The sequence below is a fragment of the Serratia sp. TSO36 genome (genome assembly GCF_057808395.1).
This window is the reverse complement of the sequence record NZ_JBJZOU010000006.1, coordinates 128320-141150: the sequence shown is the minus strand read 5'-3', so window position 1 is coordinate 141150 and position 12831 is coordinate 128320. Positions and strand designations below refer to the sequence as shown.

The 12831-nt window shown below is 62.4% G+C and carries 12 protein-coding genes; 8 read left to right on the top strand and 4 right to left on the bottom strand.

The window, feature by feature from the left end; translation table 11 throughout:
• Positions 1-7: 7 nt before the first annotated feature.
• A complete protein-coding gene (gene yjjX / locus ACK3CV_RS03725) occupies positions 8-526 on the top strand; it encodes an inosine/xanthosine triphosphatase (RefSeq protein ID WP_033637040.1) in 519 nt (172 codons plus the stop codon).
• An 11-nt stretch (positions 527-537) separates the two neighbouring features.
• Here the strand turns inward: yjjX and trpR are convergent, their stop codons facing one another.
• Both trpR and sltY read right to left on the bottom strand, forming a co-directional pair.
• Entirely contained in the window at positions 538-867 is a 330-nt protein-coding gene (trpR, locus tag ACK3CV_RS03720; RefSeq protein WP_004933017.1) for a trp operon repressor, read from the bottom strand.
• Positions 868-921: 54 nt separating this feature from the next.
• Complete coding sequence (gene sltY / locus ACK3CV_RS03715) at positions 922-2850, bottom strand: murein transglycosylase (protein ID WP_164141295.1); 1929 nt, start codon at positions 2848-2850, stop codon at positions 922-924.
• 642 nt (positions 2851-3492) lie between these two features.
• On the opposite strand from sltY, the gene yfiR reads away from it, so the two are divergent.
• The 4 genes from yfiR to ettA all read left to right on the top strand — a co-directional run bounded on the left by yfiR (position 3493) and on the right by ettA (position 7694).
• Complete coding sequence (yfiR, locus tag ACK3CV_RS03710) at positions 3493-4104, top strand: regulatory sequestration protein YfiR (protein WP_369783288.1); 612 nt, start codon at positions 3493-3495, stop codon at positions 4102-4104.
• Positions 4101-5348, top strand: a complete 1248-nt coding sequence (dgcN, locus tag ACK3CV_RS03705) for a diguanylate cyclase DgcN/YfiN (RefSeq protein WP_033637037.1) — start codon at positions 4101-4103, stop codon at positions 5346-5348. Before yfiR ends, dgcN begins: the two co-directional genes overlap by 4 nt.
• A gap of 38 nt (positions 5349-5386) precedes the next feature.
• Positions 5387-5884, top strand: coding sequence for an outer membrane lipoprotein YfiB (gene yfiB / locus ACK3CV_RS03700; protein WP_033637036.1), 498 nt, complete (start codon positions 5387-5389; stop codon positions 5882-5884).
• Between the two features lie 142 nt (positions 5885-6026).
• The gene (gene ettA / locus ACK3CV_RS03695) at positions 6027-7694 is read left to right on the top strand and encodes an energy-dependent translational throttle protein EttA (protein ID WP_164141292.1); all 1668 of its coding nucleotides are present in this window, start codon (positions 6027-6029) and stop codon (positions 7692-7694) included.
• A 30-nt stretch (positions 7695-7724) separates the two neighbouring features.
• Here the strand turns inward: ettA and ACK3CV_RS03690 are convergent, their stop codons facing one another.
• Positions 7725-8630: an AraC family transcriptional regulator gene (locus tag ACK3CV_RS03690; RefSeq protein WP_164141290.1), complete on the bottom strand. Its 906-nt coding sequence runs from the start codon at positions 8628-8630 to the stop codon at positions 7725-7727.
• A 163-nt stretch (positions 8631-8793) separates the two neighbouring features.
• Here ACK3CV_RS03690 and ACK3CV_RS03685 point away from each other — a divergent pair, with 163 nt between their 5' ends.
• Together ACK3CV_RS03685 and ACK3CV_RS03680 are read left to right on the top strand one after the other, a co-directional pair.
• On the top strand, positions 8794-9762 hold the full coding sequence (locus tag ACK3CV_RS03685) for an SDR family NAD(P)-dependent oxidoreductase (protein ID WP_164039374.1): 969 nt from the start codon (positions 8794-8796) through the stop codon (positions 9760-9762).
• 13 nt (positions 9763-9775) lie between these two features.
• Positions 9776-10771 (top strand): NADP-dependent oxidoreductase, encoded by a 996-nt coding sequence (locus ACK3CV_RS03680; RefSeq protein ID WP_033637034.1) that lies wholly within the window; start codon positions 9776-9778, stop codon positions 10769-10771.
• Positions 10772-10812: 41 nt separating this feature from the next.
• Here ACK3CV_RS03680 and ACK3CV_RS03675 read toward each other — a convergent pair whose 3' ends face one another.
• Positions 10813-11724 carry a LysR family transcriptional regulator gene (locus ACK3CV_RS03675; RefSeq protein ID WP_164141288.1) on the bottom strand — a complete coding sequence of 304 codons (912 nt, stop codon included), beginning with the start codon at positions 11722-11724 and terminating at the stop codon, positions 10813-10815.
• Between the two features lie 97 nt (positions 11725-11821).
• Here ACK3CV_RS03675 and ACK3CV_RS03670 point away from each other — a divergent pair, with 97 nt between their 5' ends.
• Positions 11822-12823, top strand: coding sequence for a zinc-binding alcohol dehydrogenase family protein (locus ACK3CV_RS03670; protein WP_033637032.1), 1002 nt, complete (start codon positions 11822-11824; stop codon positions 12821-12823).
• Positions 12824-12831 lie beyond the last annotated feature (8 nt).

Below are 12831 nucleotides of genomic sequence, written 5' to 3'. Positions count from 1 at the left end.
ACCCGTTATGTACCATGTTGTCGCTGCAACTACCAACCCGGCAAAGATCAAGGCTATTCAACTGGCCTTCGATGACGTCTTTGGCGCGAACCAATACCGCATTGAATCCGTTGACGTCGCCAGCGGCGTCTCGCTGCAGCCGATAGGCAACCACGAAACCCGCACCGGCTCGCGTCAACGCGTCATGGAAGCGCGCCAGGTCAGGCCCGAGGCCGATTTTTGGGTCGGCGTGGAAGCCGGGATTGAAGAGAATATGACCTTCGCCTGGATGACCATCGAGAACCCGCACATCCGCGGCGAATCCCGCTCGGCGAGCCTGATGCTGCCGGAAGTCATCTTACAAGGTATTCGCGCCGGTCGCGAATTGGGCAGCGAAATGGCGGCGATCACCGGCAATGCCGAGGTGAAGCGCCAGGGCGGCGCCATCGGCGTCTTCACCGACGGCCGGCTGAGCCGCACCAGCGTTTACCACCAGGCGCTGCTGCTGGCGCTGGTGCCGTTTCACAACGCCATCTATCAGCAATAGCACCGAGCCCGCTAGGGCGCGTCGTGCAACAGCTGCTGCTCAAGCCACTGTTTCAGCTCGGGTGAAGCCGCTTTCAGGCTGTTCGAGCCGCGGGTGATGGTGGCGATCCCCGCGCCCAGTTCATTTTTCAGCTCGCGCTGGCTCATCTCGCCGCGCATCAGTTCCTGAATGATCCGCACCCGGGTGCCCAGCGCGGTGCGTTCGTCCGGCGTCAGCATCAGCTGCAGCAGCGGTTGATGCAGCTCTTGCGCAAACGAATTCTGCAGCAGCGCGACGAAGCGCAGCCAATCCTCATTGCCTTGTTCTGAAAGAGCGGGGTCGTTTAACGATAATTGCGTCATGGCAGCCACCATACTATTTAACTAGTACAGCAGCATACCATAGGGCCGTCAAAATCAATAACGTCTCTGCCACTCGGCGTCGGTCAACACCTTGGCCGGCCGGTGCGTCAGATAACGGTAAAACGCATCGTAGGCCAGCACATTCTTGACGTAGCCGCGGGTTTCCGAGAACGGAATGCTTTCGATGAACGCCACCGGATCGATACGCCCCGCGCTGTTGCCCAGCCAGGTGTTCACCCGTGACGGGCCGGCGTTATAGGCGGCGCTCGACAGGATCCGGTTGCGGCCGAACTGCTGATAGACCGACTCCAGATAGCTGGTGCCGATGGTAATGTTGGTCTGCGGATCGAACAGCTGGCTCGGGCCGACGTAGCCGGGAATATTGAACATCTGCACCGTATGCTGCGCGGTGCGCGGCATCACCTGCATCAGGCCGGAAGCGCCAACCGGCGACTGCGCCTTCGGATTCCAGGCGCTCTCCTGACGCGCTATCGCCATCGCGTAGCTGGTGGTGATCCCCTTGTCATCGGTGGCGCGGCGGAACTCCTGCGGCCAGGCGACCGGGAAGCGCTCCTCCAGATGATCCCACAGCTTGCCGACGATGGTCGCCTGCACGCTCAGATCGGCCCATTTTTGCTCAAAGGCGTAGCGCGCCAGCGCCTCTTGTTCCGGTCGGCTGCGGCTGGCGACGTAGGAGCCCCACTCGCTGCGAGCCAGGTTGTCCATGTTCCAGTACATCAGCTCGCGCACCCGGGCGACCTCCGGCCCGTCGACCAGCGACGCGCGCGGCTTGGCCGCCACCGCCACCATCACCGGATAAGTGGCGTTCAGCTTCTGCGCCGCCGCCATCGGATAGAAGCCGCGTTCGGTCATCAGGTTACGCAATATCTCCTCGCCTTCGGCGCGTTTGCCTTCGTCCATCAACTGACTGGCGCGCCAGTAGCGCCACTCATCCTTGTTGCGCGACGCTTCCGGCAGGCGGGCCAGCCAGGTCGCCACGCCCTGCCGATCGCCGTTGCCCAGCGCCATGCGCACCCGGCGCTCCAGCAGCGAAGGCGAACGGCTGCGCAGAATCACCCGATCGCGCCACTGCGCCTGTTCATAGGTGGCATCGCTGCCCATCAGGCGCCAGGCCACCGCCTCTTCCAGCCCCAGCCGCTCGTCGTCGCTCATTTTCTGCAGCCGCGCGAGCGTCGGGATCATCGCCCGCGCGTTTTCCACATCCTGCCGCGCCAGGCGTTCAAAGGCGATGCCGGTGGCGGCGCGGGTAAAGTCGGTCGGCCCCACGCTGCGGGCGAAGGCTTCCACGGTGGTCGGATCGTTTTGCAAGCGCACCAGGGCGTTGCCCATGGTCTGGTAGTCGGCCGGCAGCTGGCTGTAGAGGTTGCTGACCAGCGAACTGTTGCCCTCCTTCAACGCCAGCTTCATGCGCGCCAGAATATCCAGCGGCGTCTGCTTGCCTGCGCCGCGCCAGACGCTGAACAGCCGATCGCAGGCGCCCGGCAGCGTTTTGCCGTTCAGCCACAGTTCGTCGGCGCCGCTCCAGGCCGCCTGCTGATCGCCGGTGGCCCACTTGGCGTAGTAATAATTGCAGCGCGCCGCCACCGCTTTGGGCGGCTGCGGGCTGAAGGCCAACAGGGTGCGCCAGTCTTCGCGCCGCGCCAGCTCATTGACGAAGCGCGGGGCCAGTGATTTCGCCGGCGGCAGCGTCGGGTTGCGTTTGATAAAGTCGTTCACCTCGGAGAACCCCGCCTGGCTCAGATCCTGTGTCAGCTCGCGGTATTCCAGGTAAGGATAAAGCGGATAATCGCGCAGCGTCGGCATCAGTTGCGCCACCACGCCCATCTGATTGCCGTCCCATGCCTGTTTGATCTGCTGGTAGCGCTGACGTTGCGCATCCAGAGAATCCGCCAGCGCCGCGCCTGAAAACGCCGTCAGGCACAGGCCCATTGCCAACAGCCGTCGCTTGTCCACCTTGACCATCCTCGCTCTTTCCTCACTGGTTGGACCGCAGGAGCCGCCCAGCTCCCCGGTGACCGCCGCGCCACGGCACAGCGGGACAAAATAAAGCCGGGCGCACGGCCCGGACGCAGATATCTACCATAGACAGCGCAATCGCTCATCCATTCAATACTGTAGAAGAAGAAGTGTATCGCCATGACGGGAGCCAGGTAAAAAACGTTTACTTTGGCTGACAAATCAGGCCGACGGGATATTTCCAGTCACCGGATTTTTATTAGCCGCCCCGGCATTTATAAGAGATATAAGAGAAGTAAAATAATTTTTAATTATTAGCTATGACATTATTGCATTTTCGAGATGACGCCGCCGTTGCGCAAATCGCCTGACAGCTGGCCAAACGCGCCAACTTTGCAGAAAAGCGGTGGCAAACCCGGGTAGGCATTTTTATACTATCAAAAATAAGTAGGATAATTCCGAGAAAACAGCACATAAAGCGCCCAACGAAGACATCTTATAATACAATCCGCGCCAATTATGGGTGAGATAGTGTTCATTGGGCAGTGCGACTGACAGCTTTCAGCAAAACGATTGTCCCTTCAAGCGGGCCGAACTTTTCCTTGTCAGGCCACGGCCTGCGGGCGGTGGATCAGGCCGGAATGGCGGGTGAAGATGGCGAATAAGACCGCGATAGCGATGCGTTGCGCAAAAAGCCCCGTGCCGGGCTTCCTTGGCGCACGTCTGAATATCGGTCGCCTGCTGCTGATCGTGTTGTTGGTGCTGCTGACGTTGTCCGGGCCTGCGCGCGCCGCCGATGATCCCTATCAAAAACGCACGCATGCCGTGACGACCGTGGTGGTAGGCATCATCAGCTACGCCCGCTGGTCGCGTGAACCCAATCCGATCCGCTTGTGCGTGACCGCACCCACCCAGTATGCCGAAGGGCTGTTCGATCCGATCCTGCTGAGCGCGCCGCGTCCGATTAAAGCCGAGCGTGTGCCGTTCGACAGCCCAACGCTGAGTACCGGCTGCGATGTCATCTACTTAGGGAACATCACCGCCGCGCAGAGACAAAATTTCATGCAGCGCATTTCCGGCAACTCCATTCTCAGCATCAGCGAGAACGATAGCGAATGCTCCGCCGGCAGCGCATTTTGCCTGCAGATCGATGGGGATCAGGCCAGTTTCAAGGTCAACCTGGACGCTCTGGCGCGCAGCGGCGTGCGCGTTCACCCCAACGTGCTGCAGCTGGCACGCAAACAGGCGCCGCCGCTATGAGGCTGTTGCACAGAAACCGCGCCGGCAATGCGCGCCCGACGCTGGGCCGAGTGCTGCAGCGGGTGCATCTTGGGCTGGCGCTGATCGCCGTCGGCACCGCAGGCATCTTTTTGACGCTGGTGGCGCTGTTTGCGCTGCGCGCCTATGCCGACCACAACCTGCACCTGATCGCGCGCTCCATCAGCTATACCGTCGAGGCCGCCGTGGTGTTTGAAGACGGCGTCGCCGCGCGTGAGGCGCTGATGCTGATCGCCTCCAACGAAGAGATCCTGGAGGCGCGCATTCTGGATAATAAAGGCAAGATGCTGGCCAGCTGGCGCCATCCCTCCGACAGCCCGCTGCACGGTCTTGAGCAGATGGTTGCGCACTGGGCGCTGCCCGAGCCGGTCATCCTGCCTATTTCTCACGGGGGCAAACAGGTCGGCCAGGTCTGGTTGAGCGGCAACGGCGGCAGCCTGTTGCGTTTCCTGTTGCGCGGCCTGGTCGGCATGATCGCCTGCATGGTGCTCAGCACCCTGTGCGCCCTGGTGTTGTCGCGCCGTATGCTGGTCGGCATCGTCAGTTCGCTGGACGACATCGCCAACGTGGCGCACGCGGTGCGCCGCGATCGCACCTTCGGCCTGCGGGTGCCGTCGGCGCCGATCGCCGAGCTGCATGAGCTCAGCAACGATTTCAACGGCTTGCTCGACGAGCTGGAGGCCTGGCAGGCCCATCTGAAGCAGGAGAACGACTCGCTGGCTCACCGGGCGACGCACGACAGCCTGACCGGCTTGCCGAACCGCGCCTTCTTCGAAGGGCGGCTGAGCCGGGCGCTGGGCGATATCGAACCGCCGGCGAAATTGGCGGTGCTGTTTATCGACGGCGATCGCTTCAAGGAGGTGAACGACAGTTACGGCCACGCCGCAGGCGATGCGGTGCTGACCACCATTGCCGGGCGCATTCGCGCGCAGCTGCGCGAGACCGATCTGGTCGCGCGTCTGGGCGGGGATGAATTCGCCGTGCTGCTGGCGCCGGTACACGGCACGGAAGATGTCCTGCAGATCGCTGACAACATCATCGACTGCATGACGCAACCGGTCATTTTGCCGAACGACGAGGCGGTCATTACCTCTCTGAGTATCGGTATTGCGCTGTACCCTGATCACGCGTCGACGCCTCAGGGTCTTTTGCACGAAGCTGACGATGCGATGTATCAGGCAAAGCATCGTTATAACGGAGGCTGGCGGCTGGCTATACATAAATAAGAGCCCCGGCTATAACACTTGAACTAGGGATTTTGACTATGATACAGCAACTGTTTAAAGGTCGTTTTTCACTGCTGACGATGGTGTTCGTCGCCCTGCTGGCGCTCGCCGGCTGCCAGAGCAAACCGCAGGGCCTGACGGCCGAGCAGATCGCGCTGCTGCAATCGCAGGGCTTCAAACTGACTGATAACGGCTGGGAGTTCGGCCTGTCGGATAAAGTGCTGTTCGGCAACAACATCGGCAAGCTGAACCCGGAAAGCACCGAGACGGTGCAGAAGATGGGCCGCGCGCTGCTGAGCGTCGGCATCACCAAGTTCCGCCTGGACGGTCATACCGACAACTACGGTGAAGACAGCTATAACGACCAGCTCTCCCTGCGCCGCGCCAATGCGGTGGCCGATCTGCTGGCCAGCGTCGGCATTCCGCGCGCCAATATCGAAACCCGCGGCATGGGCAAACGCGATCCCGTTGCCGACAACCGCACCTCCAGCGGCCGCGCGGAAAACCGCCGCGTCGCGATCGTCGTCACGCCATAAGCCACCAATATGCGCCTTTATCGGCGCATAAACGGTTATACTTAGCGATCGCTGAGCGATGTCTGGGATCCGAGATCGAAACGGGCTACACTCATGCCGCCAGACATCCTATAAATACTGATATAGAGAGGCTTAGAGCAACGTGGCTCAATACGTCTATACCATGCACCGCGTCGGCAAGGTGGTACCGCCGAAGCGTCATATTTTGAAAAACATCTCCCTGAGCTTCTTCCCCGGGGCCAAAATCGGCGTACTGGGCCTGAACGGCGCCGGTAAGTCCACCCTGCTGCGCATCATGGCCGGCATCGATACCGATATCGAAGGGGAAGCGCGCCCGCAGCCGGGCATCAAGATCGGTTACCTGCCGCAGGAGCCGCAGCTTAACCTCGAACACACAGTGCGTGAGTCGGTGGAAGAAGCGCTGGCGGAATTGGTCGGCGCGCTGAAGCGCCTGGACGAAGTGTACGCGCTGTACGCCGAAGAAGGTGCAGACTTCGACAAGCTGGCCGCCGAACAGGGCCGCCTGGAAGAGATCATTCAGGCGCACGACGGTCACAACCTCAACGCCCAACTGGAACGCGCCGCCGACGCGCTGCGCCTGCCGGACTGGGACGCCAAAATCGCCCACCTGTCCGGGGGTGAACGCCGCCGCGTCGCGCTGTGCCGCCTGCTGCTGGAAAAACCGGACATGCTGCTGCTGGACGAACCGACCAACCACCTGGACGCCGAGTCCGTGGCCTGGCTGGAACGCTTCCTGCACGACTTCGAAGGCACCGTGGTAGCGATCACCCACGACCGTTACTTCCTGGATAACGTGGCCGGCTGGATCCTCGAACTGGACCGCGGCGAGGGCATTCCATGGGAAGGCAACTACTCTTCCTGGCTGGAGCAGAAAGACGCGCGTCTGGCGCAGGAAGCGTCCGCCGAAGCTGCTCGCCGCAAGTCGATCGAGAAAGAGCTGGAGTGGGTGCGTCAGGGCGCCAAAGGCCGTCAGTCCAAAGGCAAGGCCCGTTTGGCCCGCTTCGAAGAGCTGAACAACACCGAATACCAGAAACGTAACGAAACCAACGAACTGTTCATTCCACCTGGCGCACGCCTGGGCGACAAAGTGGTCGAAGTCAGCAACCTGCGCAAGTCCTACGGCGACCGCCTGCTGATCGACGACCTGTCGTTCTCGGTGCCGAAAGGGGCAATCGTCGGCATCATCGGCCCGAACGGCGCGGGTAAATCCACGCTGTTCCGCATGATGTCCGGCCAGGAACAGCCTGATTCCGGCAGCATCGTGCTGGGCGACACCGTCAAGCTGGCCTCCGTCGATCAGTTCCGCGACAGCATGGACGGTTCGAAAACCGTGTGGGAAGAAGTCTCCGGCGGGCAGGACATCATGCGCATCGGCAACACCGAGATGCCGAGCCGCGCCTATGTCGGCCGCTTCAACTTCAAGGGCGTCGATCAGGGCAAACGCGTGGGCGAGCTGTCCGGCGGTGAGCGTGGCCGTCTGCACCTGGCCAAGCTGCTGCAGGTTGGCGGCAACGTGCTGCTGCTCGATGAACCGACCAACGACCTGGATATCGAAACCCTGCGCGCGCTGGAAAACGCCCTGCTGGAATTCCCTGGCTGCGCCATGGTGATCTCGCACGACCGTTGGTTCCTCGACCGTATCGCCACCCACATCCTGGACTACCAGGATGAAGGCAAGGTGGAATTCTTCGAAGGCAACTTCACCGAGTACGAAGAGTACAAGAAGCGTACGCTGGGCGCCGATGCGCTCGAGCCGCACCGCATCAAGTACAAGAAGATCGCCAAGTAATCCCCAAGGCGCCGCATGCGGCGCCTTTTTTTACGCCTGCGCCCGGCGATAATCGCGCGGTGAGCACGCCATCACGCGCTTGAACGCGTGGCTGAACGCGCTGTCGGAATCGTACCCCAAACGCTGCGCGATAGCGGAGACCTGTTCGCCGCCGGTACGCAGCGCCCGCGCCGCCAGCAGCATGCGCCAGCGCGACACGTACTCGAGCGGCGCCATTCCCGCCTTCTGCTTGAAGCGCAGCGCCAACGTCGAACGGGAAACGCTCGCCGCATCGGCCAATGACGCCACCGTCCAGCGACGGGCGGGATCGGCGTGTACTGCCTGCATCGCGGCGCCGATGCGCGGATCGAACAAAGCGGGTAGCCAGCCGGAGGCCGCGCCCTCCTCCCCCGTCAGGTAAATCCGCAGCGCCTGGGTCAACATGATTTGCCCCAGGTGATGCGTCATCAGCGCGCTACCCGGCGAAGGCTTTAACAGCTCGTCCGCCAGCCGCTGCAGCGCCCATTGCAACACGGCGGCCTCTTCGGTGCCCCCGCGGATCACCATCAACGCGGGCAGGCTGCCGAACAGCCGCTCCACCTCCTCGCCAAAGCTAAAACGGCCGCCGATAAACAGGCACGTGTCCCCCTCGCCGCAGCGCGCCACGCCGTTTTGCGCCTGCAGATAAAGCGCATCGGCGTCGAGCGCCGGCAGTGACAAGTCGCTGCCGACGGTCAGCGGCAGGCTGCGAGTCAGCAGTAAACAGTCGCCGGCCGCCAGCCACAGCGGTTCTGCCAGCCCTTCCGCCGCCAACCAACAGCCGCCGCGCACCACCGCGTTGAACTTCCCGCCTTGCGGAGCGGGAAAATGAACGGCCCAGTCGCCGCCGGCCTTCAGGCCGCCGAAAAACGCATTCTGGCTGTTCAGTGGCGCCAGCACTTCCGATAAAGGATCCATACCCTCTCCCCATAAAGATCTTGCAAGAGCATAACCCGCGCGATGCGCTGGCCGAAGACTTTAGGACGATGGCGACAGAAATTAGGTTTTTGTTGCATTCATCTGCCGGATAGCGCCGATTTACACTCCCTGTGTCACAGCCAACCACAGCGAGGAATCCCCAATGAACAAACAAACGCCCATCGGCTCTGGCTTCAACGCCACCACCACCGCCGCCGACGTGCTCAAAGATCGTCAACTGGCCGGCATGACGGCGCTAGTCACCGGCGGCCATTCCGGCCTGGGGTTGGAAACGACTCGCGCATTGACGCAGGCGGGAGCACAGGTGATTGTCGCCGCCCGCGATCCCGTCATCGCCCGCACTCGTCTGGCCCTCACCGGTATCAGCAACGTCGACATTTATGAGCTTGATTTGGCCGATCTGAACAACATCAGAGAGTTCGCGCAACATCTTCTGGCGACCGGCGTCCACCTCGATATGGTGATCTGCGGCGCCGGCATCATGGCCTGTCCTGAAACCCGCATCGGCCCAGGCTGGGAGGCACAATTCGCGATCAACCACCTGGGGCATTACGCGCTGGTGAACCACCTCTGGCCGGCATTGGCGGGCGGCGCCCGCGTTGTCGTCATCTCCTCTTCCGGCCACCATGCCAGCGCCATACGCTGGAATGACGTGCAGTTTCACAGCGGCTATGACAAGTGGCGGGCCTACGGCCAGTCGAAAACCGCTAATGCGTTATTCGCCGTGCATCTCGACAAACGAGGACGAGCCGCCGGTGTACGCGCCTTCACGCTGCATCCCGGCATGATCCCCACGCCACTGCAGCGTTACCTCTCGCAGGAAGAGATGCTCGCATTGGACTGGATCGACGCCAACGGCAAACCCGCCCACCCGGAAATGCTGAAAACGCCGCAACAGGGAGCGGCAACCCAGGTGTGGGCGGCGACATCGCCTCAACTCAATGGCCTTGGCGGATTGTATTGCGAAGACTGCGATATCGCCCGGCGCAACGATGACGAGGGCCTTTCCTTCAGCGGCGTAAAAAGCTACGCCGTCGATCCTGAACAGGCCCAACGCCTGTGGGAATTGTCGGCGCAACTCACCGGCATCGACATCTTCGGCAAGATTTAAACAGGAGCCCCCTATGCAGAATCGCCAAATCATCCTCGGTAAACTCCCACAGGGAAAGCTGACCGTCGATTGTTTTCAGACTCGCGAGACCCCGATGCCGATCCCCGGCCCCGGAGAGGTTCTGTTGCGCACGCTTTACGTGCCTTTGGATGCGGCCAGCAGAGCCTGGATGCAGGGTGTCACCTATCGTTCCGGATTGCAGCCAGGAGACATCATGGCCGCGACGACGCTGGCCGAAGTCGTCACGTCGCGCTCTCCCCTGCTGGCCGCCGGCGATATCGTGTTGGCGGAAACCGGCTGGCAAACCTTCACGGCCCTGCCGGCGGCTGAGGCGCTCAAACAGCCGAACATCGTTCCGCATACGCACTTGCTCAGCGTTTACGGCGTGCCCGGACTCACCGCTTACTTCGGCCTGCTGGAATGCGGACGCCCCAAGGCCGGTGAAACCGTCGTCATTTCCGCCGCCGCGGGGGCGGTAGGCATGTTCGCCGGACAAATCGCCCGGCTCCACGGCTGCCGCACGGTGGGCATTGCCGGCGGCGCCGCCAAAACGGCTCTGCTGACGGACAGGCTGGGTTTCGACGCGGCGATAGATTATAAGGCGGGGAATCTGCATGACGGCCTGCGCCGCTCGTGCCCCAACGGCATTGACGTGCTGTTCGACAACGTCGGCGGCGATATTTTGGCGGCCTGCCTGCCGCACATGGCGAAACAGGGGCGCATTGTTTGCTGCGGCGCGGTGTCGCAGTACGATACGGCCTCCCCACCGGCCGCGCCGGCCGGGATCCCCGGTTTGCTGATCGTCAACAGCTTGACGATGCGGGGGTTCCTGTTGGCCGACTTCCTTCACCGACAAGAACAGGCGCTGACGGCGCTCACGGCTTGGGTCGCGGAGGAGAAATTAGCGGTCATCGAAGATCTGATCGCCGGTTTTGAGCTGCTGCCCGCGGCCCTGGTTGGCCTGCTGGCGGGGGAGAACACAGGAAAGCGCATCGTGCAAGTGACGTAATATCTTGTTTAACCCAGGAGCGACCTGGGCTTCCTTGGTTCTTATTCCCGCGGCAGCTCGCGGGCGTAGTCGTCAAACGCCGGGTGCTGCAGCACCACATCGATGAAGCAGGCCAGCGCCGGGGAATTCAGCTTGCGGCTCGGGTAAACCAGATACAGCTCGTTGCCCTCCGCGCGCCACGCCGGCAAGACTTCCACCAACAGCTTCTGCGCCACCACCTCGCGGCTGAGAAACGCCGGCAACAGCGTGATCCCCGCGCCGGCAATAGCGCATTCACGCGCATACAGCAGGTTGTCGGTGGTGTGCGCCAGCGGCAGCTGCCAGCGGTAATAGTCATCGCCGCAGCGCAGGTTCCAGGCCGTCCAGGCGCGGTGGGCAATGCAGCGATGCTGTTGCAGCTGCTGCGGGTGTTCGATCGGCGGATGCTGCGCCAGATAAGACGGCGCGGCCAACAGATAGCGCGGCGCATACCCGAGACGGCGACCGATCAACGAAGAATCCTGCGGCTTGCCGGTGCGCAGCGCGGCGTCGAAGCCTTCCTGCACCAGATCCACCATGGCGTCGGACACCGACACCTCCAGCGAAACGTCCGGATACTGGCGCTGAAAATCCGCCGCCAGCCGCGCCACCAGGGTCGCCCCCAGCCCGGCGGGCGTTGAAATACGCAGGCGGCCGCTCGGGTTATCGCGCAGCCGCTGCAACGCCAGATCGGCGCGTTCCGCGGCGGACATCATCGCCTGACAATGTTCCAGATAGCGCTCACCGGCGAAGGTCAGGTTCAGCTGGCGCGTGGTGCGATTGAGCAAGCGCAGCCCCAGCGTCTGTTCGAGCTGGTTGATGCGCTGGCTGACGCTGGACTTCGGCAACCCGACGCGCTGCGCGGCGGCGGTGAAGCTGCCGCACTCCGCCACCAGCGCGAACAGCGCCATGTCCTGCAGCTGTTTGAATTCCATTGTTCACCTTAAACGAACACTCCGTTAGATATTGTCCATCTTATCACCCCACTGCCGCGGGTCTACACTGAGGGCATCATTTAAAAGGAGCACAATCATGTCGATAAAAGCCATTGCCGTAGACCCGCAGAACCCCGCCGGTTTCATCGAAATTTCACCGGAAATGCCGGTTCCCGGCCAGTACGATCTGCTGGTGGCAGTGAAAGCGGCGTCGGTCAACCCGGTGGACACCAAAGTGCACGCCGGTCTGCAAAAGAGCGGCCTGCAGCAGCCACGCATCCTCGGCTGGGACGCCAGCGGCGTGGTGGTAGAGGTGGGCAGCGGCGTCAGCGGCTTCAAGCCCGGCGATGAAGTGTGGTACGCCGGCGACATCACCCGCCCCGGCAGCAACAGCAGCCACCAGCTGGTCGACTCACGCATCGCCGCGCACAAGCCGCGCAGCCTGAACTGGGCCGAGTCCGCCGCCCTGCCGCTCACCGCCCTCACCGCCTGGGAAGCGCTGTTCGAACACCTGAACATTCAGGATGCGCCGGAGCACAAGACGCTGCTGATCATCGGCGGCGCCGGCGGCGTCGGCTCGCTGGCCATTCCGCTGGCCGCGCTGCGCAGCAAGGTGAAAGTGATCGCCACCGCCTCAAGGCCGGAATCCGCCGCCTGGTGCCGTGAGCGCGGCGCCGATCTGGTGGTGGACTACCGCGATCTGAAGGGCGAGCTGGCGCAGCACGGCATCGAGCAGGTGGATTACATCCTGTGCCTGAACGATACCGACGGCCACTGGCCGGCGATGGCCGAGCTGGTCGCGCCGCTGGGCCATATCTGCACCATCGTCGAGAACGCGCAGCCGTTGGATCAAAACGCGCTGAAGCTGAAAAGCGCCGCGCTGCACTGGGAATTCATGTTCACCCGCAGCATGTTCACCACCCCGGACATCGCGCAGCAGGGCCAGATCCTCCAACAGGTGGCGCAGCTGCTGGACGAGGGCAAGCTGAGCACCACGCTGAGCGAAACCCTGCACGGGCTGTCGGTAGAGACGCTGACCGCCGCGCATCGACAGCTGCTCGGCGGCCATATGCAAGGCAAGCTGGTTATCGCTTACTAAGCCTGAAT

Bases quoted from the DNA above. Each gene is read 5' to 3' on its own strand.
- yjjX (WP_033637040.1), top strand. From the start codon at position 8: ATGTACCATGTTGTCGCTGCAACTACCAACCCGGCAAAGATCAAGGCT.
- trpR (WP_004933017.1), bottom strand. From the start codon at position 867: ATGACGCAATTATCGTTAAACGACCCCGCTCTTTCAGAACAAGGCAAT.
- sltY (WP_164141295.1), bottom strand. From the start codon at position 2,850: ATGGTCAAGGTGGACAAGCGACGGCTGTTGGCAATGGGCCTGTGCCTG.
- dgcN (WP_033637037.1), top strand. From the start codon at position 4,101: ATGAGGCTGTTGCACAGAAACCGCGCCGGCAATGCGCGCCCGACGCTG.
- yfiB (WP_033637036.1), top strand. From the start codon at position 5,387: ATGATACAGCAACTGTTTAAAGGTCGTTTTTCACTGCTGACGATGGTG.
- ACK3CV_RS03690 (WP_164141290.1), bottom strand. From the start codon at position 8,630: ATGGATCCTTTATCGGAAGTGCTGGCGCCACTGAACAGCCAGAATGCG.
- ACK3CV_RS03685 (WP_164039374.1), top strand. From the start codon at position 8,794: ATGAACAAACAAACGCCCATCGGCTCTGGCTTCAACGCCACCACCACC.
- ACK3CV_RS03680 (WP_033637034.1), top strand. From the start codon at position 9,776: ATGCAGAATCGCCAAATCATCCTCGGTAAACTCCCACAGGGAAAGCTG.
- ACK3CV_RS03675 (WP_164141288.1), bottom strand. From the start codon at position 11,724: ATGGAATTCAAACAGCTGCAGGACATGGCGCTGTTCGCGCTGGTGGCG.
- ACK3CV_RS03670 (WP_033637032.1), top strand. From the start codon at position 11,822: ATGTCGATAAAAGCCATTGCCGTAGACCCGCAGAACCCCGCCGGTTTC.